This is a genomic window from Kitasatospora sp. NPDC043950, assembly GCF_056435345.1.
The window spans coordinates 40,200-62,469 of sequence record NZ_JBWKER010000017.1 but is presented as its reverse complement, the minus strand read 5'-3'; the positions used below and the strand labels follow the sequence as shown (position 1 = coordinate 62,469).

Below are 22,270 nucleotides of genomic sequence, written 5' to 3'. Positions count from 1 at the left end.
TGGAGCGTGGAGCGTGGCTTTTCACCCGGCGTCTCACCCGGCGTCTCACCGTGCGGCGGGCAGGCCCCGGAGTGCGGGTGCGGGCGAGCGTTCGGCCCGCTCGTCGTAGCGCTGCTGGACCTGGGAGAGCGCGGCCAGCAGCCCGGCCGAGCCGAGGATCGGCGCGCGGCCGCCCTCGGCGAGCCCGGCGATCGGCATCGAGCCGACGGCGGACCACAGCAGCCGTCCATCCGGGCCGAGCGAGCTGCGCGTCCGCCCGGCGTTGTCGGGGTGCAGGCAGTACGGCACGTCCAGGTAGCCGGCCGCGAACGCCCGCACCAGGGCCCGCCCGACGTCGGCGTCCAGGTCGAGCACCGCGCCGATCAGCACCCTGGCCTCGGCCTCGATCCCGGTGTCCGGCGGGGCGGCGGGCCGGGGGCGGGCGCGTTCCGCCGTGGCGGCTGCGGCGGCGGTCTCCAGCGCCCGGACGTTCTCGGCGACGGTCGGGATGCGGTGCGCCTCGGCCGTGGTCTTGACGATCAGCCGGGCGGCGCCGCCGCGCACCGCGAGCCGCGCGGCGTCCTCCAGCAGCAGCCGGGCGCCGCCGGGCGAGCGCGGGTACACGCCCATGTACGCGTACACCACGAGGTGCCGGTCGACGTCCGCGAGCAGTTCGCCCGCGATCCGGCCGAGCGCGGCCAGCGCCTCCTCGTCCTGGCCGGCGTTGGCCTGCTGGGCGTAGCTGAGCGAGATGCTGCGCAGCCCGTGCTGGCGGAAGAACAACGCCTCCAGGACGCTGATGGCGATCAGCAGCGAGGGCGGGCAGAGCTGGCCCATCATGCAGCCACCGAACGTCTCCAGGTGCGGATCCGCACCGAACTCCCGCATGGACGACAGCAGTTCGCAGCTACGCTGCCAGCGGGCCACCGCCTCGTGCAGCGGGGTGCGGCCGTACGGCAGGCAGTAGGAGACCGGTCCGCCCTCGGTGGCGTCCAGGCCGGCCGCCAGCAGCGCCCCGATGATGTGCTCCGGCGCGGCCGAGCCGTGCCGGACCTGCACCGGGAAGCCCGCGTCCGCCACGCCGGCCAGGACCGCCCGGGTGACCTCGACCGGGTGGGTGGCGATCGGGTAGCCGTTGAGGCCGGCCCCGGCGGCCAGTGCCCGCCGCGCGGCGTCGAGGTCGCCGGTGCGGGTGTAGCTGTCCAGGGTGATGGTGCCGACGGTGACGGCGGCCGCCGCCCGGGTGGCGAGCAGGCCCTCCCGCATCCGGGCCGCCTGCGCCATCCCCATCCGGGGCTGGACCACCAGTGCGCCGGCCTCCGCGGCCTGCGCCACGAACGCGCCGAAGCTCGTCACAGCAGGACCCGGGAGCGCAGCCCGTCGACGAACTCGCGGAACCCGGCCACCGCGGAGCCCTCCTCGAAGACCCGGTCGAAACCGGCCGCGAGCAGTACGCGCTCGCGGTCGGGGTCGTCGGTTCCGGCGATGCCGAGCTTGCCGCCGATGACCGTCGGGGTGCGCCGCAGTTCCGGGCAGGCGCGCAGGGCCGGGATCACCCGCAGCCCTTCCTGGTAACCGTGCCCGTTGACGCTGCTGACCACGATCAGGTCCGGTTCGATCCGGCGGCATTCGGCGAGCAGCAAGGCGTCGGGGACGCACGCGCCCAGGTTCGTCACCCGGTGGCCCATTTCCTCCAGCAGCAGTTGCAGGAACACCAGGTTCCAGGTGTGCGAATCCGAGGCCGTCGTCGTCACGACGACGTCCAGTCTTCTCTCTCCGTCATTTCCGTGCTCCACAGCCCAGCCCTCGTCGGTAGCGATCGTCGATGGAATTCCGCCGACGCCCCAGCCGGCGGCCCGGGAATTCCGGCGCGTATTCCGCGGCGGTCCAGCCCCACGGAGAACGCTAGGAACGATCGGGCCCGGCGACCGGCAGCTCGTGCGGCAAGATGCGGGCAAGAAGCGGCAGTATCGACACCCGGCCGGCCTGCCGCCGCGCGGTCAGCCCGCGACGGCGAGCAGTTGGACGTCCGCGGCCGGCGCGAACCGGTGCCCGGGCTCCTCCCGGAGGAGGCGGCGGCACACGTTGAGCACCGTGAAGCGCACCCCGTCGCGGGCGGGCACGCTGCGGATCAGTCCGCGCGACAGCAGTTCGTGCACCGTCGCCAGGCAGGTCTGCGGCGCCCAGCCGCTGCGGACCACCGCGTCCTCCCCCGACCAGTCGCCGGGCTCGTCCACGAGCACGTCCAGCAGGGCCCGCTGGCGTTCCGTCAACCGCTGGATCGCCGGCTCCACCTCGTCCCGGACGTCACCGCGCGTGCCGTACACCACCGGCGGCGCGGCCAGCGTGAACGGGCCGGCCGACAGCCGGGCCAGCAGCTGGGCGGTGGACTGCACCAGCGTCCACCCCGCCGCGCGCTCCAACGCTCCCGGCAGGCCGTCCAGGTGGCGGCAGAGCGCGGCCACGGCGGGGGCCTCGGAGCGCTCCAGGGTGTAGCCGGGGCGCAGCCGGCGCAGGTGCGAGAGCAGCAGCCGGACGGCGCCGATCTGCGCCAACGCCTCGGGTTCGGCGTCGAGTTCGGGGGCCGGTACGGGCAGCGGGGCGAGCGGGACGACCTGCCCGCCGGGCAGCGGCCAGGCCTCCCGGGCGGTGATCAGCACCCGCAGCCCGGGGCAGTGGTGGAACAGCCCGTCCAGCCGGTCGGCGTCCACCCCGCCGTCGGCGCCGTCCAGCACCAGCAGGGCGGGCCGGTCGCCGATGTCCCGGACGATGTCGTCCATCCGGCCGTGCCAGGGAGCCGAGTCGCCGGCGCAGTCCACCCAGCGCACCGACCAGCAGGCGGCCAGGTGCAGGCGGCGGGCCACCTCCAGGGCGAGCCGGGTCTTGCCGACCCCGCCGAGCCCCACCAGCGAGACCAGCCGGTCCCCGTGCACGGCGAAGGCGTCGGACAGCACCTCGGCCTCCATCTCCCGCCCGACGATGGCCCCGCGCGCCACCGGCGGGGCGACCGGCGCCACGGCCGTCGGCTCATCGGCGAGCGGGTGCCGACGGGCGGCCTCCTCGAAGTCCGCCCGGCTGCGGCCCTCCAGCCGCAGCGCGTCCGCCAGCAGCCGGACGGTCTCGTTCCGTGGCCGTCTCACTCGGCCGCTCTCCATGTCCCGGATGGCCCGCACGCTCAGGGTGGCGTGATCGGCCAGGCACTGCTGGGTCAGGCCGATCCGCTCGCGCCGCACCCTCAACTGCTCTCCGAAGCCCGCCGCCGTCCTCACCGCTTGCACCCACTGCCCGCCGTCCATGCCTCGTCTGCCCTTCGTGGTCCGGACTCCTGATGGGGGTCGGGACCAGTGGCGGCATCAGCGCTGGGTACCCGCGCGGTCCGTGGTCCGACCGCGTGGGACCCGGTGGTCAGGCTGTGGCCTCCGAACCGGTCCCCTCCGGTTCCAGATGCTCCAGGCTCGCCGTCTACGCCCGATCAACGGCCGATCACCGGCCCCACCCACGACCTTCACGCGGGCCTCACAGCCCGTCGGCGGACTGCTCCTCGAGTGCGGCGCGGGCTGTGTCCATCAGTTCGTCGAGCGCGTCACGGGTCCTGGCCATGTCCGCGATGTGCGCGTCGAGCTTCGCCCGCTCCTGCCCCATCCGCTCCAGCGCGGCCACCGAGCGCTCCTCGCTGGGCGCGTCCACGCACGGCAGCAGTTCGGCGATGGCGCGGCTGGACAGCCCCGCCGCGTAGAGGCGCTGGATGAACAGCACCCGCGCCACCGCGCCGTCGGTGTAGTGGCGCTGCCCGCTGGCGCTGCGGGTGCTGGCCAGCAGGCCCTGCCCCTCGTAGTAGCGCAGGGATCTGACGCTCACTCCGGCGCGTTCGGCGAGCTCTCCGATCCGCACGGGCACCTCCGGGTCGTGATCCCCGTCACAGGGCTTGCCTCTGACATCGATGTCAGGTTTTAGCGTAACGGAGGACGGGCCCGGGCACCGGGTCCGTGACTTCGAACGAAGGACTTCCGCATGACGACGTCCGCCACGTCCGCCACGTCGAGCGCCCTGCTCACCGGCTACCGGCTCGGCGAACTCACGCTGCCCAACCGGGTGGTGATGGCACCGATGACCCGGGGGCGCGCCACCGCCGACGGTCTGGCCACCGCCTCGATGGCCACCTACTACGCCCAGCGGGCCACCGCCGGGCTGATCGTGACCGGGGGCGTCCAGCCGAGCCTGATCGGCCAGTCGAACCCGGGCACACCCGGCCTGTACACCGACGAGCAGACGGCCTCGTGGCGCCAGGTGACCGCTGCCGTGCACGCCAACGGCGGCCGGATCTTCGCCCAACTGATGCACGGCGGCCGGGTCTCGCACCCGGACACCACGGGGCTGCGACCGGTCGGCCCCTCGGCCGTCCCCGCCACCGGCGACGTGTTCACCCCGACCGGTCCGCAGCCCGCTCCGGTCCCCCGGGCCCTGGAGACCGACGAGGTCCCCGAACACGCCCGCTCCTACGCCGAGGCCGCCCGCCGCGCCGTCGACGCGGGCTTCGACGGGGTGGAACTGCACGGCGCGAACGGCTACCTGATCTCGCAGTTCCTCTCCTCCAACGCCAACCGGCGCACCGACCGCTACGGCGGCCCGGTGCGCAACCGGATCCGCTTCGCCGTCGAAGCCGCCACCGCCACCGTCGAGGCCGTCGGCGCCGCCAGGACCGGGATCCGCCTCTCCCCCGGCGGCACCTTCTGGGGCGTGGCGGAGGAGGACGTCCTGGAGCTCTACACCGCCCTGCTCGGCGAACTCGCCGGCCTCGGACTCGCCTACGTCCACCTGGAGGCGACGACGGACGAGCCGTCCCTGCTCGCCCTGCGCCGCGCCTGGCCGGGCACGCTCATCATGAATCCGGTGCTTCCGCTGGGCCCGAAGCAGGTCGACCGCGAGGCGGCGGACCACTGGCTCGGCATCGGCGCCGAGCTGATCAGCTTCGGCCGCGCCTACCTCGCCAATCCCGACCTCGTCGAACGGCTGCGCACCGGCGCCCCGATCGCCCCGGCCGACGAAGCCACCTACTACCAGGGCGGGGACCGGGGCTACCTGACCTACTCCGCCTACCAGCACACGGTCGACCAGCGGCCGTAGCCGCCACCCGCCCGAGGCCGCCGCGGCGGCGCCCCGCCCCGGGAGGTTCAGTCCAGGAGCTTCGCCAGGACGCGGTCGAGCGCCTGGATGTCCTCCGGGGGCAGGGCTAGCAGGTCGTCGGGCGGGGTGGTGAGGATCCTGACGGCGAGGGCGGCCTTCGCCTGGCCCTCCTCGGTCAGATGGACCAGCTTGGACCGGCGATCGGCGGGATTGGTGACGCGTTCGGCGAGGCCGCGCCGCACCAGGTCGTCGACGATGACGGTGGTGTAGGGCGGGTCGCTGCCCAGCCGCTCGGCCAGGTCCCGCAGGGTGATCGGGTCGGCGCCGAGGCGGCGCAGCGCCCTGACCCGGCTGAAGCTCATGCCGAGGGCTTCGGCGACGGTCTTGCGGCGGTCGTAGCGCTCCAGGACGAGCGCGTTCAGTCCCTGCCAGACCCTGGTCGCCGTCCTGGTGGCGGCCTCGTCCCCCTCGTGCTGCTCACCGGTGTGCGGGCGGTCCATCAGGTGTTCACCGTCTCCTTCGTCTCCCTCGTCCCCGGCGCCTCCTCGGCGGCGAGCCGCTCCGCCGTGCGCAGGGCCGTCTCCCGGGCCCAGCGGCCGGAAGTGAGCGTACCCGTGACCAGCACGGCGGCGCCGCAGCCGGCGATGATCCACCACGCCGTCCGCCCGGCGTCGGTGAAGGCCGCCGTGTGCGCGTACGCGCCGCCCGCCATCAGGGCGCCGACGACGGCCACGCCGAGGGACTGGCCGATCTGCCGGCTGGTGGAGGCCACCGCGGCCGCGACGCCGGCCTGCGAACGGGGCATGCCCGAAACGGCGGTGTTGGTGATGGGCGCGTTGACCAGACCGAAGCCGGTGCCGAAGAGCAGGTACGCGACGACCAGCACGGCCGTCGGAAGGTGGTCGGAGTAGGTGAGCGCCTGGAGCACGGCGCTCGCGCACAGGGCCGCCCCGGCGAGGAGCAGGGGGACGCGCGGCCCCCGGGAGGCGACCATGCGGCCGGACACCGGTGCGGTCAGCAGCGCCATCACCGCCATCGGCAGCATGAACAGTCCGGCGTGCAACGGGGTGAGCCCGCGCACGTTCTGCAGGTACAGGGAGCTGACGAACAGGAACCCGCCCAGGGAGGCGAAGGCGGCGACCGCGATCACGGTGGCGCCCGCGAACGGCGCGGAGCGGAAGAAGCGCAGCTCGATGAGCGGGTCGGTGCGCCTGGGCTCGTACCACAGCAGGCCCAGCAGCGCGCCCAGCGCCGCCGCCGCGCAGCCGACGACGAGCGGCGACGTCCAGCCGCGCTCCGGCGACTCGATGATCGCGTACGTGAGCGTGGTGAGCAGGACGATGACGAGCACCTGGCCGACCGGGTCCACCCGGCGGGGCCGCGGCGCCCGCGATTCCGGCACGTACCTGCGGGTCAGGAACAGCGCGGCCAGGCCGATCGGCACGTTGATCCAGAAGACGGCCCGCCAGCCGGCCGACTCGACCAGGGCGCCGCCGACGATCGGCCCGGCGGCCATGCTGATGCCCACGACGCCGCTCCACACGCCGATGGCGCGGGCGCGCTGCCGGGAGTCGGTGAAGGTGTTGCTGATGATCGACATGGCGACGGGGTTCAGCATCGATCCGCCGACCGCCTGGAGCATCCGTGCGACGACGAGCCAGCCGAGCCCGGGGGCCAGGCTGCACAGCAGCGAGGCCCCGGTGAAGACCACCAGCCCGATCTGGAAGACCCGGCGGCGGCCCACCCGGTCGGCGGTGGAGCCGGAGAGCATCAACAGGCTGGCCAGCACCAGCGTGTAGGCATCGACCGTCCATTGCAGCCCGGACACCGAGGTGTGCAGGTCGCGCTGGATGGCGGGCAGGGCGACGTTCAGGATCGTGTTGTCGAGGCTGACGATCAGCAGGCTCATGCAGCAGACGGCGAGCACGAGCCAGGGCCGTCGTTGGGCGGCGTCCGGCATGGTGGGGGCTCCACAAGTATTTGTATTGTTGAAATCATTGTGAGCATATAACTAAATCGCCGAACAGCCCAGCCCCGAACAGCCCCGGCCCGCGCAGCCCGGCCCCGCACAGCCCGGCCCAGCCCGCGAGCCGCCCCCACCCGCCCCGTCACGGGCGGGGGGCCGGCTCCGGCGGCCAGGCGCCGGCGGCCAGGACGCCGGTGGCGTAGGCGCGGGCGACCAGCGCGGTGCGGTTGGGCAGCTGCCAGCGGCGGGTGAGCCGGGCGAGGTGGTAGTTGACGCCGTCCGGGGTGAGGCCGATCTCCCGGCCGATCTGGGCGGTGGTGGCGCCGCGGGCGGCGGCGGCGAGGATCCGGGCCTCGATCGGGCTCACCTCGGGGCGGGGGGCGGCCGGCGGGGCGGCCGGCCCGGTACGGACGGGCAGCGAGAGCAGCAGGTTCGGGGTCTCCTCCGGGGTGTCGCCGACCAGGGCGACGGTCATCTCGCCGCTCCGCTCGGTGCCGTCGGCGGCCGACCAGGAGACCGGCGCCGGGTACTGCGAGCGCCGGTGCAGGCGGACGGCCTCGGCGAGCGCCGGGATGGTGGCACTGTCCCGGAGGGTGAAGAACTCCAGGATCTTCCGGTTGCGCAACTGCCCGGGCAGCAGGCCGAATTCGGCGGCCATCGCCCGGTTGACGATCATGATCCGGCCGCTGAACTCGCACACCGCCAGCGCCACCGGCACGTGGTCGAGCAAGCGCAGCGTCCGGTTGCGCCAGATGACGGCGAGGTCCTGCCAGCTCTCCGCGGTCGACTCGCAGTCGGTCAGTCTCATGCCCGGCCCCTCCCGTGTACGGCTCCCGCGTGCTGCAGACCTGACGGCCCGTTGACAAGTCTTCCGCGACCGCCGCTACTGCACAAACATGTAGTCCTCGGGCCCGGGTTCCCGCCCCGCTCGGGCGAGAGTGGAGGACGACGAGGTTTCTCCTGCCACGGAAGGCGACAACCCATGACCGAGACGATGACCCCGGCGGCAGCCGAGGCTGCGAATCCGGCCGGGGCCGGGCTCCCGCCCGAGACCCTGGTGCCCCGGCAGAGCGCCGCCGGGGTACCGCTGGTCGACATCTCGTCGGCGCCGCCGATCGCCGCCCCCGTGCTGCGCACCATGGAGCTGGCCCGGCGGCACGCCCCGGCCTTCGTCCAGCGCCTGCACGGGCGGGACACCCTGATCGTCACCGGCCTGGACCTGGTCGAGGAACTGGCCGACGAGGAGCGGTTCACCAAGTCGATCGGACCGGCCCTGGAGAACGTCCGCGCGTTCACCGGGGACGGCCTGTTCACGGCGTACAACGCGGAGCCGAACTGGGCCAGGGCGCACGACATCCTGATGCCCGCCTTCGCGCTCGGCTCGATGCGCACCTACCACCCGGTGATGCTGCGGGTGGCCCGCCGCCTGATCGAGTCCTGGGACGGCCGGTCGGCCGCCGGACTGGTCGTGGACGTGCCCGGCGACATGACCCGGATGACCCTGGACACCATCGGGCTGGCCGGTTTCGGCTTCGACTTCGGCTCCTTCGACCGGGAGGAGCCGCACCCCTTCGTCGAGGCGATGGTCCGCTCCCTGGACTGGGCGATGAACAAGCTCCTGCGCGACCCGGAACTCGACCACAGCGAGCGCGACGAGGCCGCCCAGGGCGACGCCCGGTACCTGGCCTCGGTGGTGGACGAGGTGATCGCCGCCCGCGCCGGCAGCCCCGAGCAGGGCCCGGCCGAGGACCTGCTGGGCCTGATGCTCGACGCCGTGCACCCCGCCGACGGCGGCAGACTGGACGCCGAGAACATCCGCAACCAGGTGATCACCTTCCTGATCGCCGGCCACGAGACCACCTCGGGCGCGCTCTCCTTCGCCCTGTACTACCTCGTCAAGCACCCCGGCGTGCTCCGCGAGGTCCAGCGCGAGGTGGACGCGCTCTGGGGCGACCAGGCCGACCCGGAGCCCTCGTACGAGGACATCGGCCGGCTCCGGTACACCCGGCAGGTGCTCAACGAGGCGCTACGGCTGTGGCCGACGGCCCCCGCGTTCAGCCGGGAGCCCCGCGCGGACACCCTGCTCGGCGGCCGGATCCCGGTCCGCGCCGGGGAGCCGGTCCTGGTGGCCACGATGATGCTGCACCGCGACCCCGTCTGGGGCGACAACCCCGAGCTGTTCGACCCCTCCCGCTTCGACCCCGAGCCGGAGGCGGCCCGCTCACCGCACGCCTTCAAGCCCTTCGGCACCGGCGAACGCGCCTGCATCGGACGGCAGTTCGCGCTGCACGAGGCGACCATGCTGCTCGGCATGCTGGTCCACCGCTACCGGCTGATCGACCACGCCGACTACCGGCTGACCATCAAGCAGACGCTCACCATCAAGCCCGACGACTTCACCCTCGCCCTCGCCCCGCGCACGCCCACGCCCCCGGCGGTGGTCGACGCGCCGGTCCGCGTCGCCGACCTGCCCGGGCGGGTCCGCCAGGGCACCGGCCTGCTGCTCCTGCACGGCTCCAACTACGGCGCCTGCCGCGAGTTCACCCGGCAGCTGGCCGACGTGGCGGCCGCACTCGGCTGCGACACCGCCGTCGCCCCGCTGGACGCCTACGCGGACGGGCTGCCCACCGACCGACCGGTGGTGATCACCGCCGCCTCGTACAACGGCCAGCCGACGGACGACGCGGCGGAGTTCGTCCGCCGGCTCCGGGCGGCGACCGAACAGGCCGAGGGCACCGCCGGGTTCGCGAAGGACGTCCGGTACGCGGTGCTCGGCATCGGCGACCGGACGTACGCCGCCACGTACCAGCGCGTGCCGACGCTGATCGACGAGGGCCTCGCCGCCCTGGGCGGCACCCGGCTGCTCGCCCGGGGCGCGGCCGACGCCTCCGGCGATCTGGCCGGGAAGGTGGCGGAGTTCACCACGGCGCTGAGCCGGGCCCTGCTGGAACGGTACGGCGACGCCGCTGCACCCGTCGTCGCCCCCGGCTCCGGCACCGCTCCCGCTCCCGCTCCCGCCGAGGCCGCCCCCCTGGAGACGTACACCGTGACGGAGCTGGCCGGCGGTCCGCTGGACGCCCTGGCCGCGAAGCGCCGCGTGATCGGGCTGACCGTCACGGCGGTCGGCAGCCTCACCGACCCCGCCTACCCCCGGGTCAAGCGCCTGGTCCGGCTGGCCCTGCCGGAGGGCGTCGACTACCGCACCGCGGACCACGTCTCGGTGCTGCCGGCCAACGACCCGGCCCTGGTCGAGCGCGCCGCCAAGGTGTTCGGCACCGACCCGGACACCCTGCTCGCCATCGTGGCGAACCGGCGCACCATCCTGGCCGTGGACCGGCCGCTGACGGTTCGCGAACTGCTCACCCACCACGTCGAGTTGCAGGACCGACCGAACGCCGCCCAGCGTGCGACGCTGGCCGACCTCAACCCCTGCCCGCCCGAGCGGGCCGCGCTGCGGGCGCTGCCCGAGGACGACCCCCGGACGCTGCTGGACCTGGTCGAGGACCACCCGGCCCTGCGGGAGGTCCTGACCTGGCCGGTGCTGCTGGAACTGCTGCCGCCGATCCGGCCCCGGATGTACTCCATCTCCACGTCGCCGACCAGCGCCCCGCGCCACGTGGACCTGATGGTCTCCGTGCTCGACGCCCCGGCCCGCTCCGGCCGGGGCTCCTTCCGGGGCGTCGGCTCCGGCTACCTCGACCGGGTGGCCGTCGGGGACACCGTACTGGCGCGCCTCCAGCCGTGCCGCGAGACGTTCCGGATCGGCCACCGCGCCCCGGTGATCATGATCGCGGCCGGCACCGGCCTGGCGCCGTTCCGCGGCGCGGTCGCCGACCGCCGCGCCCTGCTCGCCTCCGCCACCGGCGAGGCCACCGCCACTGACGAGGCCACCGCCGCCGAGGCCACCGACAGGGGCACCGAACTCGCCCCGGCCCTGCTCTACTTCGGCTGCGACGCGCCCGACGCCGACTACCTGCACCGCGACGAACTGCTCGCCGCCGAGCAGGCCGGCGCCGTCTCGATGCGCCCGGTCTTCAGCGAACAGCCCGTCGACGGCCGGCGCTTCGTCCAGGACCGCATCGCCGCCGAGGGCGCGGAGGTCTGGAACCTGCTCGCCGCCGGCGCCGAGGTCTACGTGTGCGGCGACGGCGCCCGGATGGCCCCGGGCGTCCGCGCCGCCTTCCGCGAGCTCTACCTGAGCCGGACCCCCGGCGCCGACGAGGGCCAGGCCCAGGCCTGGCTCCAGGGCCTGATCGACGAGCGCCGCTACGTCGAGGACGTCTACGCGGGCCGCTGAGCCCGCCCGACCGGGAGGCCGGCCGCACCCACCCGGGGCGCGGCCGGCCTCCCGTCGCACACATATCTCCCAACTCCCCTTCCATGCAAGCCTCGACACATTGTCGATCAAGGTGTTCTGATGTTCGCACCATACGTATGACTATCCGACCAACACCTGACGGTGGGTCGGAGAAGCGGAGGAACGGTGCGGCCTGCTCGTGGCGTGGCTGTCCTGCTGGCAACGGGGGTCGTCGTGGCCCTCGGCCTGGGCACGGGAGGCCCCGACTCGAAGGGCAGACCGGCCGCCGCCGACGCCGCTCCGGAGAGCACACCCGACCCGAGCGGCACACCCTCCGACAGCCCCAGCAGCCCCGGTGCCACCCCGACCCCCAGCGCCACGCCGACCTGGGACGGCCAGGTCAAGGTGCTCGGCGACGGCTCCACCTCCGACACCGGCCCGCAGCCCAAACAACCGCGGCCCGAGAAGCTGAAGCCCGGCGAGAAGCCGCCGCAGTTCGTGGTGTTCTCCTGGGACGGGGCACTGGAGGGCGACGACGAACAGTTCTCGCGCTTCCGCAAGCTGGGTACGGAGAACAACGCCCAGATGACGTTCTTCCTGAGCGGCATCTACACCCTGCCCAAGTCCAAACGCACGCTCTACCACCCGCCGCAGCACGACGCCGGCGCCGCCGCCATCGACTTCGCCACCGACGCCCACATCAAGGACACCCTGGAACAACTGCGCCTGGCCTGGCAGGACGGGAACGAGATCGGCACCCACTTCAACGGGCACTTCTGCGGCTCCAAGGGCGGCGGCGACTGGAGCACCGAGGAGTGGAAGAGCGAGCTCGACCAGGCGCTCTCCTTCGTCACCAACTGGAAGACCAACACCGGCTTCAAGAACCTCCCGCCGCTGCCCTTCGACTACACCAAGGAGGCGGTCGGCGGCCGCGCCCCCTGCCTGGAGGGCCAGAAGAACCTGCTCGCGGCCGAGAAGGCGGCCGGCTTCCGGTACGACGCCAGTTCACCGGGCGAGTTCCAGGTCTGGCCCGGCAAGAAGGACGGCATCTGGAACTTCCCGCTCCAACTGCTGCCCTACCCGGGCAAATCGACCCAGGTCCTCTCGATGGACTTCAACTTCCTCGCCAACCAGTCCGGGGACACCACCAAGGGTGATCCGAAGAAGTACGACGCGTGGGAGAAGGAGACCCGGAACGGCTACCTCAACGGCTTCGAACGGGTCTACAACGGCAGCCGGGCGCCGCTCTTCATCGGGAACCACTTCGAGAGCTGGAACGGCGGCATCTACATGCAGGCCATCGAGGACGTGATGAAGAGCGTCTGCACCCGGGAGGGCGTCCGCTGCGTGTCCTTCCGCCAGGTCGCCGACTGGCTGGACGCCCAGGACCCCAAGGTCCTCGACCAGTTGCGCGCGCTGGACCCCGGGCAGCCGGCCGACTGGTCCCGTCTGGTCAAGTGACCCGGCCCGGGGGGGGGGGGGGGGGGGGGGGGGAAGCCCCCCCCCCCCCCCCCCCCCCCCCCCCCCCCCCGGCCCTACCGGCCTCCCGGACCACCGGCCGCCTTCATGTACGAGGTCCAGATCTGGGTGGGCAGCGCGGAGTCCGGGGTGTCCGGGGCGGCGCCGCCCAGCCCCTCCAGCGAGAGCAGCTTCATGTCCTTCAGGTCCGCCCGGAAGACCGTGACGGCCGTGGACATCCGCGCGTCGTAGCCGACGAACCACCCCGCCGTACGGTCCGGGGTCGTCCCCGGCTTCCCCGCCAGGTCCGGCCCGGCCTCCGCCGCCGCCTTGGCGCTCCCGGTGCGGACCGCGCTCTTCAGTGCCGCGTCCACCTCCCCCGCGACCTGCGGGGTCAGCGCCTGTACGGCGGTCGGCAGGCGCAGCGCGAGCGGCTCGCCGTTCCGGGTGATCCTCAGGACGGAGTACGGGTCCGTGTGGCTGCCTCCCGCGGCGAAGGCGGCGTAGGCGTCGGCGGTCCTGATCGCGCTCGGCGTGGAGTTCCCGACACCGAAGGCCGGCACCAACTCCCCCATGCTGCCCGGGAGCAGGCCCAGGTCGGCGGCGGTCTTCTGCACCCGGTCCAGGCCGACGTCCATGGCGAGCTGCATCATCGGCCCGTTGACGGACTGCTCCACCGCGCTCCTCAGGGTGACCGTCCCCCAGCTCCGCTTGCCGTCGTTGGCGGTCTTCGCTATCCGCCCGTTGCGCCCCCAGTACGGCCCCTCCGGGGTCATCACGTTCACGCCGTCGTCGCCGTCGTAGGTGGTGGTGGGCGTCACCGGGGTGCGGCTACCGCCCCGCTGGCGCTGGACGCCCTCGCTCAGGCCCGAGGCGTAGACCAGCGGGGTGAAGGCCGAACCGACCGGCACCGTGGAGGTGTTGGCGTTGTCGAAGCCCTGTTTCAGGTAGTCGGTTCCGCCGTAGAGCGCGACGATCCTCCCGTCCGGGGCCACCGAGGCGGCGCCGACCTTCAGTAACCGGTCGGCCTCGCGGCTGTCGGGGTCGATCCCCTTGGTGGCGTCCCGCACCGCGGCGGCCAGCGCGGTGACCTTCGGCTTCTCGAAGGTGGTGAAGATCTGGTGGCCGCCGAGGTCGAACTGGGCCTGCGTGATGTCGCTGTGGCCCTCCACGTAGGTCCTGGCCATGTCCACCAGGTACCCGACCTGGCCGCTCAGCCCCGCCGCCTTCGGCTGGGTCCTGGGCTCGGGGAACACCGTGTACCTGGCGCGCTCGGCGGCGGAGAGCTTGCCGACCTTCACCATCCGGTCCAGGATCCAGGACCACCGGTCCTCGGCCCGCCGGTGGTTGTTCGCACTGATCCCCGGATCGAACTGCCCGGCCCCCTTCAACAGGGCGGCGAGGAAGGCCCCTTCGCTCGGGTTGAGCTGCGAGACGTCCTTGCCGTAGTACGCCGCCGCGGCCCGTTCGATGCCGTAGCTGCCGCGCCCGAACCAACTGGTGTTCAGATAGCCGGCCAGGATGTCCGGTTTGCTCATCCGCCGGTCCAGTTTGATCGCGATGACGATCTCACTGAGCTTGCGCGAGACGTCCTGACGCTGGTTCAGGTAGCTGTTCTTGACGTACTGCTGGGTGATGGTCGAGCCGCCCTGGGTCTCACCGCCCGTGGCCATCTGGTAGACCGCGCGGCCGATGCCCGTGAAGGAGATCCCCGGGTCCGAGTAGAAGGTCTCGTTCTCGGCGGCCAGGACGGCCCACTGCACCGACTCCGGCACCCGGTCGAGCGGCACCTCCTGCCGGTTGGTCTCACCGATCCGCGCCATCTCGGTGCCGTCCGCCCAGAAGTACACGTTGTTCTGCTGGGTGGCGAAGGCGTTCAGGTCCTCCGGGACCTGGGTGGTGACGTAGAACCAGGTCAGCCACCCCGTCAGCACCGCCGCCCCGGCCCCCGCCACCAGGAGCAGCTGCCGCCAGGACGGGAGCCAGCGGCGGACTCCGCGCCGCCCTCTGCGCGGGTAGTCGATCCACCGCCGCCCTTCGGGCTCCTCCCCTCCGGGCTTCTCCTTCTCGGCCCCGCCACCTTGGTGAGCACGCACAGTCCGGTCTCCGATTCGCTCGTGGGCACAGACCCCCGAACTCAGACGCGATGAGGGTCGGACCACGGCACAACGGAATTGATGTGATCACGGTCATACCGCGCGGACCGGCGGGGCGGCGCAGACCCGCCCGGCCTGGGGTTTCACAGCGCCGGCCGAGGAGGTGGACCACGGGAAACGACGACGCCGGGGTGCCTTGTGGCACCCCGGCGGGTGGTCGAGGGCGAGGAAAGCGAACGGGCTATGTCAGGTGGAGTGAGAAGGAAGCCCGTTCATGGCCTCGCCGGGGCCAACGGTAGCAGTCAGGCGGGGATCAGGTCGCGCAGGTTTTCCGGGGTGATGACGACGGAGTCCGGGTGCAGGCCGTCCAGGCGCTCCAGGCCGATGTACGTGACCGGGCCGGCCGGGAGCGCCGCGCCGTCCCACAGCGTGGTGGCGGTGGCGCGCTCGTCCATCAGCCCGGTCAGGTGGCGGACCGTCAGGTGGTCGCGCTCGACGATGCCGCGCAGCAGCGTGGCGACCGACACCCGGTTCCCCTCGACCCGGTTGGAGTTCGGGTTGCCCTTCAGGTACAGGTGCAGCCACTTGGCGTGCCAGCGGCCGTCGTCCCCGCGCAGGAAGGCCAGTGGCAGGGCGACCCGGCCCGGGCCGCGCAGGTCCGACTTCATGCGGACGGTGCGCGGTTCGAAGGGGCGGCCCTGCTGTTCGGCATCGCGCAGCATGAAGCCGAAGAAGGACTCCTCGACCTCCTCGAAGCCCTCGCCGGAGAAGATGTTGACCTGCGGGACGATGGAGCTGCCGCGTACGGCGCCCAGGCGCAGGTTGATGAACTCGGAGCCGCCGTCGGTGGCGTCGGTGACGTCGCCCGAGTGCTCGCCCTCGAGCTGGGTGAGCGAGGTGTAGGAGAGCCAGCCGAGCGTCTCGTAGGAGTCGTCGAGCAGCAGGGCGGACAGGTCGAAGTCGGTGCTGTGGCTGGTCTGCTTCCAGTAGACGAAGAAGCGCAGCAGTTCGCCGTCGACCGGGGTGAGGGAGCCGCGGGGCAGCACGCCGAGTCCGGCGGCGGTGGCCCTGCCGCTGAGCGGGAGTGCGACGTCGAGCACGTCGGGGTCGATCAGCAGGTGCCCGGGGTCGGGGAGGCGGCGGCTCGTCTCGGCGTCCAGGGCGGCGAGCAGGCGGTCGCGTTCGGGTGCCGTCAGGGGCGGGCGGGTGTCGCCGGTGACCCAGGCGCGGCCGAGGCGGTTGACGAAGAGGCGGCGCCCGTCCGCTTCCCCGGTGCGGTTGTGGAGGTGTTCGCGGACCGACAGCAGGACCCGACCGGAGACCTGCGGGGCGGCCTGCTCGACGGCGGCCACGACGGTGTCGCGCTCCTCCGGGGTGCGGCCCGTGCGCAGCAGCCGGTCCAGGGACCGGAACAGCATGCCCGGGGCGGCGGCCAGCAGCCGTACCGCGCCGGTGACGTCGTCGGCGCCGAGGAGTTCCTCGACGCGGCTGGTGAGGGAGCGGGCCGCCAACTCGCCGCGGGCGACGGCGAACACCTCGGCGGCGTGCGGCCAGCGCGGGTACTCGTGCGGGTGGAGGCGCTCACCGAGGCGCTTGAACGCCTCGCGGTGCGCGGTGACGTCGGCGAGCTTGGCGGGGCTGGCGGCGACGACCGCGTCGAGGCCGGCCAGCAGGGCGCGGCGGGCCGGCCGTGGCAGCGCCCGGAACCGGGTCGGTTCCGCCAGGGTCACGTCGCCGTCGGACAGTGCGCAGGCCAGCCGGAGCACGTCGGTGACGGTGTCCAGGAGGAGGTCGGCACCGGCCCGGAGGCGGGCGAGGTTGACGACGGCGCGGTTCTCCCGGACCGGGATCGCCTCGGGCTGCGGACCGGCGACGCAGTGCCCGGCGAGCACGCCGAGGTCGCGCAGGCCCTCCTCGCCCAGCGGGGTGGTGCTGCCGGCCAGGGCCAGGTAGAGGGCCGTCACCTCCTCGTCCAGGGCGCCGCCCAGGTGCAGGACCGTCATGCGGTCGCCCGCGGCGGCGATCAGCTCGTCGTGGGCGGCGAGCAGTTCGGCGTAGCTGTGCTGGTACCTGCCGTAGGCCGGGAGGGTCAGCAGGTCGACCACGCCGGTGCGCAGTTGGGCGAGCACGCCGTCCCGTGACGCGTCGTCGGCGAGCGCCCCGGCGATGCAGTGCGTCCAGAACTCGAAGGTGTCCGGCACGTTGAGCGGGAAGTCGATGAAGTAGGCGTTGTGCCCGACGTGGTCGCCCACCAGCTCCCGGACGGTGCCCAGGGTGCGGGCGGCGGTGTCGACGACCGTCGCCCCGGGCAGCCCCGACAGGTGCTCCAGCAGGCCCGCCGAGAGCTTGAAACCCACGGACATCAGTGCGGCGTCGAACTGCCGCGCCGCGACGGCGCCTTGCCCCGCCGGACCGCCCGGCCAGGAGGAGGCGGGGAGGTGGTGGGTGTGCCGGACGACGATGGGTTCGAGACGGTGGACCATGCGGTCATGCTCGCAGAACGGCGCGGGGCGACGCATGCGGGTTTCCGGGCCCGCCACCGGTAGGTCCCGGGAAGTTGGCTAGACAGGAATTGGCTGAAAACTCATGCGGCGTTCGCTGGAGGACCTCGTACGGCCCGGCTGCGGCACCTATGTTCGAACCTTCTTGGCACCCCCCTTACCCCGAGAAGGAAGGACACCACGTGGCCTCCATCGACCGGCGCCGATTCCTCCAGCTGAGCGGCGCGTCCGCAGCCGCCGCAGGCCTCGGCGCGTTCCCGCCCGCGGTCAGCAAGGCCCTGGCACTGCCCGCGATCGGCCGGACCCGCTCGATCGAGGACGTCGAACACGTCGTCGTCCTGATGCAGGAGAACCGTTCCTTCGACCACTACTTCGGCACCCTGCGCGGCGTGCGCGGGTTCGACGACCCGCGCCCCACGCTGCTGCCCGACGGCCGGCCGAACTGGCACCAGCCCGCCGCCGCCGTGAGGACCGACCGCTACCACGACCGCGGTCTGCCCGCCTCCGAGCAGGAGGTTCTGCCCTGGTACATCGACCCCAGGAACACCACCGAGTACCAGGCCGGCACCGACCACGGCTGGAGCAGCGGCCACCTCGCCTGGAACGAGGGGCGCCACGACCAGTGGGTGAACCAGAAGCAGGACGTCATGACGATGGGCCACCTCAAGCGCCAGGACCTGGCGTACCACTTCGCCCTGGCCGACGCCTTCACCCTCTGCGACTCGTACTTCTGCTCCGTCCACGCCGACACCGCGCCCAACCGCATCTACCTGTGGACCGGCACCAGCGACCCGCGCAACGTGTACGGCCGCAAGCCCAACGGCCCCGGCCTGGAGGAGCGCAACAACACCAACGGCTACACCTGGACCACCTACCCCGAGCGCCTGGAGAAGGCCGGCGTCAGCTGGAAGCTGTACCAGGGCGGCTCCGGCGAGCCGGGCACCCCCACGGACAACTACACCGACAACTCGCTGATGTTCTTCGAGCGGTACCAGGTCGCCGAGGGCGCGTCGGGCCCCCTGGTGGACAAGGGCGCCACCGACCACACGCTGAAGGAGTTCCGCGCCGACGTCCAGCAGGGCCGGCTGCCGCAGGTCTCCTGGATCGTCCCGCCGTACAAGTACAGCGAGCACCCGTCCGCGACGCCCACCGACGGCGCGTACTACATCAACCTCGTGCTGGACGCGCTCACCTCCAACCCCGAGGTCTGGGGCAGGACGGTCTTCCTCATCAACTACGACGAGAACGACGGCCTGTTCGACCACGTCGTCCCGCCGATGCCGCCGGTCGTCAGCGGCCCGGGCGGCCAGGGCATCGTCTCCGCCGACCTGAGGGCGAGTCTGCGCGACGAACTGCTCGACCTCGGCAAGCACCCGGGCGAGATGAGCCCGCTGGTCCCCGGCGCCGACCCGGGCGGCCTCCAGCCGATCGGCCTCGGCCCGCGCGTGCCGATGCTGGTCATCTCCCCGTGGTCGCGCGGCGGCTGGGTCTGCTCGGAGACCTTCGACCACACCTCCGTCCTGCGGTTCCTGGAGGCCCGGTTCGGCATCGAGGAGCCCAACATCAGCGCCTGGCGCCGGTCGGTCTGCGGCGACCTCACCTCGGCGCTCGACTTCTCCGGCACCGACCCGCGGCCGGTCTCGATCCCGGTGCCCGCGCCGATCGCCTCGCAGGGCAAGCCGTACCAGGTGCCGCTGCCCCAGCGGATGCCCACCCAGGAGCCCGGCGTCCGGCCGGCCCGCGCCCTCCCGTACGACCTGGTGGTCAACGAGGAGGAGACGGACACCCCCGGGCGGTTCCAGCTGGATCTGGAGAACCGGGGCGAAGCGGGCACCTGGCTCTACGTCTACGACCGGACCGCGCCGAAGGCCGCTCCCCGCCGCTACACCATCTCGGGCGGCGACACCCTCGGCGACTTCTGGCCGCACTCCGCCTCCGGCGACTACCACCTCGCCGCCCACGGCCCGAACGGGTCGGTGTACGAGTTCGAGGGCAGTGCCCGGACCGAGCTGGTCGCGCTGTTCGACCCGCAGAAGTCCAAGGTGCGCGTCAAGGTCACCAACAACGGGCCGGTCACCCGGACGGTGACCGTCGCCAACGCCTACGCCAAGGGCTCGCAGCAGAGCCGCAGCCTCCGGCGCGGCGCCTCGGCCCAGTTCACCTTCGACATACGCCCCGACAGCCGCTGGTACGACATCACGGTCGCCGCCACCGACGGCCCGACCTTCCGCCGCCGCTGGGCCGGCCACCTGGAGAACGGCCGCCCCGGCACCAGCGACCCCGGCCCCCGCTGACCGACGGCGCGGCCCTGACCGTCGGCACGGCGCCCGACCGACGGCGCAACGCCTGAACCGGCCCGGGGGGGGGGGGGGGGGGGGGGGGTGTGGGGGGGGGGGGGGGGGGGGGGGGCGGGGGTGGGGGGGGGGGGGGGGGGGGGGGGGGGGGGGGGGGGGGGGGGGGGGGGGGGGGGGGAGGGGACGGGCACCACCACCCCCCCCCCCCCCCCCACCCCCCCCCCCCCCCCCCCCCCCCCCCTCTTCCCCCCCCCCCCCCCCCCCCCGAGCCCCAGCGCCTGGCGGTACCAGGGGGCGGCGGCGGGCAGCCGGGCGAGGGGGCCGGGGCCGGGCGGGCAGGCGGCGAGGCGCCAGACGTCGTCCCCCCGGTACCAGTGGTCGCGGGCGATCAGGGAGAACTGCCGCTCGGAGACGCGGCCCGGCGTGGCGGCGAGCAGACGCCGGCATTCGTCCCACGAGGCGTCCGGGCCGTCCGCGCCGGGCAGCGCGGGCAACAGGCCGAGGCCGGCCAGGGCGGCGAGCAGGTCGCCGGACCGGACCGGGTCGGGGTGGCTCGCGTGCTGGACGCCGGGCGGGACGGCGTGGTCGTCCAGGGCGAGCGCGGTGATCAGCCGGGCCAGGTCGGCGCGGTCCACCACGGAGAGCCTGGCGTTCCCGCCCGCCCAGGGCACCGGCACCCGGCGGACCAGTTCGGCCAGCGCGGGCACCACCCAGCGGTCGCCCGTCCCGGTCACCAGGCCGGGCCGCAGCACGACGGCACCGGCCGCCAGCGCGACGCGTTCGCCGAGCAGCCTGGTCCGGCTGGCCTCGGAGACCGGGGCGGCCGGCACCTCGTCGACCCCGATGCCGGAGTGCGGCCCCTCGCCGTACACCGCGGTCGTCGACAGGTGGACGATCCGGCGTACCCCGGCCCCGGTAGCGGCGGCCGTCACCGCCTCGGTGCCGCGCACGTTCACCGCCGCGCACTCCTCGGCGCCGCCGGAGACCCGGGAGGCCAGGTGGAGCAGGACGTCGGCACCCTCGCAGAGCGCGGCCAGCGCCGCCCCGTCGGCGAGGTCTCCCGGCACCCAGGCGGCCGGGCCGCGCCCGGCCGGCACTTCGCGGGCCAGCGCGCGCACCCGTGCGCCGCGGGCGGTCAGGGCGGCCAGCACCGCGGAGCCTATGAAGCCGGTCGCCCCGGTCAGCGCGACCGTGGTGCGCTCCGGGTGCCGCCGTCCCGCCGCCATGCCGCACCCCTCGCCGTCCCGCCGTCCCGGCGTGTCCCGTGTCGCCGTCCCGGCGTGTCGCCGTCGACCGGCCGGTCAGTCTATCCAGCCGCCACCCGCCCGGCGGCCACCCGTACGGAGGGGGCGGGGCACGGCCCGAGGTAAGGCCCACCTAGGCTGTAGGCCAAGCAAAACGGGCGAACCGGACCCCCTCCAGGGGCCACGAGGACGGAAAGCAGGGCCCCCCGATGGGCGACGGAATGTCAGGCATGCACCACCACGGCGGGATGACCCAGCTAGGCCCGTTCACCTTGTCCAACGTCTGGACCTGGTCCCCCGACTGGGTGTTCCTGCTGGGAGGCCTGGCCGCCCTGGCGCTGTACGCGGCGGGCGTGGTCCGGCTCCACCGGCGCGGCGACCGCTGGCCGATCGGCCGGATGGTCGGCTGGGCGGCCGGTGTCGGCAGCTTGATCCTGGTCACCTGCACCGGGCTGAACGACTACGGCATGGTGCTGTTCAGCGCGCACATGATCCAGCACATGGTGCTGTCCATGCTGACGCCGATCCTGCTGCTGCTGGGCGCCCCGATCACGCTGGCGCTGCGCGCGCTGCGGCCGACCGGCAAGGGCCGCCCGCGCGGGCCGCGCGAGCTGCTGGTGGCGCTGCTGCACAGCCGGTACGTCCGGGTGATCTCGCACCCGGCCTTCACCATCCCGATGTTCATCGCGAGCCTGTACGGGGTCTACTTCACCCCGTTGTTCGACTTCCTGATGCAGTACCGCGCCGGGCACATCTTCATGATGGTGCACTTCCTCCTCACCGGTCTGGCCTTCTTCTGGCCGATCATGGGCGTGGACCCGGGCCCGCACCGCCCCGGCCATGTGATGCGGATCATCGAGCTGTTCATGGGCATGCCGTTCCACGCCTTCTTCGGCGTGGCCGTGATGATGGCCAGCCACCCGCTGGTCACCACCTTCACCGTGGAGGGCGCGCCACCGGGCACCAACCTCCTGGAGGACCAGAAGCTGGCCGGCGGCATCACCTGGGCGTTCGGCGAGATCCCGACCGCGATCGTGCTGATCGCGCTGGTGTACCAGTGGATGCGTTCCGAACAGCGGCAGGCCCGCCGCTCCGACCGCGCCGAGGAGCGCAGCGGCGACGCCGAGCTGGAGGCGTACAACGCCTATCTGGCCTCACTGCACAAGCGCGGCCCGCGCCCGGCGGCCCCGGCCGCCCCCGCCGCCGCTGTCACCCCCGTCACCCCGGCGGCCGACGCCGGCTGAGCCCACTGCCGGCTGTACCACGGAACCCCCGTCCCCTGTGGAACGGGGGTTCCGCCGTATACGTTCG

The 22,270-nt window shown here is 73.4% G+C and carries 14 protein-coding genes and 1 pseudogene; 5 read left to right on the top strand and 10 right to left on the bottom strand.

Annotated features, from left to right (window positions below; genetic code table 11):
- Positions 1-45: 45 nt before the first annotated feature.
- The 4 genes from AC07BF_RS14095 to AC07BF_RS14080 form a co-directional block, all read right to left on the bottom strand.
- Entirely contained in the window at positions 46-1,335 is a 1,290-nt protein-coding gene (locus AC07BF_RS14095; protein WP_363586018.1) for a methylaspartate mutase, read from the bottom strand.
- Positions 1,332-1,733 carry a cobalamin B12-binding domain-containing protein gene (locus AC07BF_RS14090; RefSeq protein WP_478333404.1) on the bottom strand — a complete coding sequence of 134 codons (402 nt, stop codon included), beginning with the start codon at positions 1,731-1,733 and terminating at the stop codon, positions 1,332-1,334. Before AC07BF_RS14090 ends, AC07BF_RS14095 begins: the two co-directional genes overlap by 4 nt.
- A 246-nt stretch (positions 1,734-1,979) precedes the next feature.
- Entirely contained in the window at positions 1,980-3,275 is a 1,296-nt protein-coding gene (locus AC07BF_RS14085) for a helix-turn-helix domain-containing protein (RefSeq protein ID WP_363586016.1), read from the bottom strand.
- Between the two features lie 220 nt (positions 3,276-3,495).
- Positions 3,496-3,870 (bottom strand): MerR family transcriptional regulator, encoded by a 375-nt coding sequence (locus AC07BF_RS14080; protein ID WP_363586015.1) that lies wholly within the window; start codon positions 3,868-3,870, stop codon positions 3,496-3,498.
- Between the two features lie 120 nt (positions 3,871-3,990).
- Here AC07BF_RS14080 and AC07BF_RS14075 point away from each other — a divergent pair, with 120 nt between their 5' ends.
- Positions 3,991-5,103, top strand: coding sequence for an alkene reductase (locus tag AC07BF_RS14075; RefSeq protein ID WP_363586014.1), 1,113 nt, complete (start codon positions 3,991-3,993; stop codon positions 5,101-5,103).
- Positions 5,104-5,150: 47 nt separating this feature from the next.
- Here the strand turns inward: AC07BF_RS14075 and AC07BF_RS14070 are convergent, their stop codons facing one another.
- The 3 genes from AC07BF_RS14070 to AC07BF_RS14060 form a co-directional block, all read right to left on the bottom strand.
- Positions 5,151-5,603 (bottom strand): MarR family winged helix-turn-helix transcriptional regulator, encoded by a 453-nt coding sequence (locus tag AC07BF_RS14070; RefSeq protein ID WP_363586013.1) that lies wholly within the window; start codon positions 5,601-5,603, stop codon positions 5,151-5,153.
- Entirely contained in the window at positions 5,603-7,063 is a 1,461-nt protein-coding gene (locus tag AC07BF_RS14065; protein WP_363586012.1) for an MFS transporter, read from the bottom strand. The genes AC07BF_RS14070 and AC07BF_RS14065 overlap by 1 nt, the downstream gene beginning before the upstream one ends.
- A 148-nt stretch (positions 7,064-7,211) precedes the next feature.
- Entirely contained in the window at positions 7,212-7,877 is a 666-nt protein-coding gene (locus AC07BF_RS14060; RefSeq protein WP_363629453.1) for a LuxR C-terminal-related transcriptional regulator, read from the bottom strand.
- 186 nt (positions 7,878-8,063) lie between these two features.
- Here AC07BF_RS14060 and AC07BF_RS14055 point away from each other — a divergent pair, with 186 nt between their 5' ends.
- A complete protein-coding gene (locus tag AC07BF_RS14055; RefSeq protein WP_478333414.1) occupies positions 8,064-11,366 on the top strand; it encodes a cytochrome P450 in 3,303 nt (1,100 codons plus the stop codon).
- A gap of 204 nt (positions 11,367-11,570) precedes the next feature.
- Positions 11,571-12,827, top strand: a complete 1,257-nt coding sequence (locus tag AC07BF_RS14050) for a polysaccharide deacetylase family protein (RefSeq protein WP_363586009.1) — start codon at positions 11,571-11,573, stop codon at positions 12,825-12,827.
- Positions 12,828-12,901: 74 nt separating this feature from the next.
- Here the strand turns inward: AC07BF_RS14050 and AC07BF_RS14045 are convergent, their stop codons facing one another.
- Positions 12,902-14,920 carry a transglycosylase domain-containing protein gene (locus tag AC07BF_RS14045; protein WP_363586008.1) on the bottom strand — a complete coding sequence of 673 codons (2,019 nt, stop codon included), beginning with the start codon at positions 14,918-14,920 and terminating at the stop codon, positions 12,902-12,904.
- 302 nt (positions 14,921-15,222) lie between these two features.
- Positions 15,223-17,403, bottom strand: a complete 2,181-nt coding sequence (locus tag AC07BF_RS14040; RefSeq protein WP_363586007.1) for a TerD family protein — start codon at positions 17,401-17,403, stop codon at positions 15,223-15,225.
- Positions 17,404-17,603: 200 nt separating this feature from the next.
- Between AC07BF_RS14040 and AC07BF_RS14035 the strand changes: the two genes are divergently transcribed.
- Positions 17,604-19,715 (top strand): phosphocholine-specific phospholipase C, encoded by a 2,112-nt coding sequence (locus tag AC07BF_RS14035; protein WP_363586006.1) that lies wholly within the window; start codon positions 17,604-17,606, stop codon positions 19,713-19,715.
- 599 nt (positions 19,716-20,314) lie between these two features.
- On the opposite strand, the pseudogene AC07BF_RS14030 reads toward AC07BF_RS14035, so the two are convergent.
- Positions 20,315-20,941, bottom strand: a pseudogene (locus AC07BF_RS14030) (NAD-dependent epimerase/dehydratase family protein); the annotation flags it as partial.
- Positions 20,942-21,189: 248 nt separating this feature from the next.
- Here AC07BF_RS14030 and AC07BF_RS14025 point away from each other — a divergent pair.
- A complete protein-coding gene (locus AC07BF_RS14025; protein ID WP_363586004.1) occupies positions 21,190-22,203 on the top strand; it encodes a cytochrome c oxidase assembly protein in 1,014 nt (337 codons plus the stop codon).
- Positions 22,204-22,270: the final 67 nt, after the last annotated feature.

What these genes read in the sequence shown, in the direction of transcription:
- AC07BF_RS14085 (WP_363586016.1), bottom strand. Translation starts at nt 3,275, where the DNA reads ATGGACGGCGGGCAGTGGGTGCAAGCGGTGAGGACGGCGGCGGGCTTC.
- AC07BF_RS14055 (WP_478333414.1), top strand. Translation starts at nt 8,064, where the DNA reads ATGACCCCGGCGGCAGCCGAGGCTGCGAATCCGGCCGGGGCCGGGCTC.
- AC07BF_RS14075 (WP_363586014.1), top strand. Translation starts at nt 3,991, where the DNA reads ATGACGACGTCCGCCACGTCCGCCACGTCGAGCGCCCTGCTCACCGGC.
- AC07BF_RS14065 (WP_363586012.1), bottom strand. Translation starts at nt 7,063, where the DNA reads ATGCCGGACGCCGCCCAACGACGGCCCTGGCTCGTGCTCGCCGTCTGC.
- AC07BF_RS14060 (WP_363629453.1), bottom strand. Translation starts at nt 7,877, where the DNA reads ATGAGACTGACCGACTGCGAGTCGACCGCGGAGAGCTGGCAGGACCTC.
- AC07BF_RS14025 (WP_363586004.1), top strand. Translation starts at nt 21,190, where the DNA reads ATGCACCACCACGGCGGGATGACCCAGCTAGGCCCGTTCACCTTGTCC.
- AC07BF_RS14040 (WP_363586007.1), bottom strand. Translation starts at nt 17,403, where the DNA reads ATGGTCCACCGTCTCGAACCCATCGTCGTCCGGCACACCCACCACCTC.
- AC07BF_RS14070 (WP_363586013.1), bottom strand. Translation starts at nt 5,603, where the DNA reads ATGGACCGCCCGCACACCGGTGAGCAGCACGAGGGGGACGAGGCCGCC.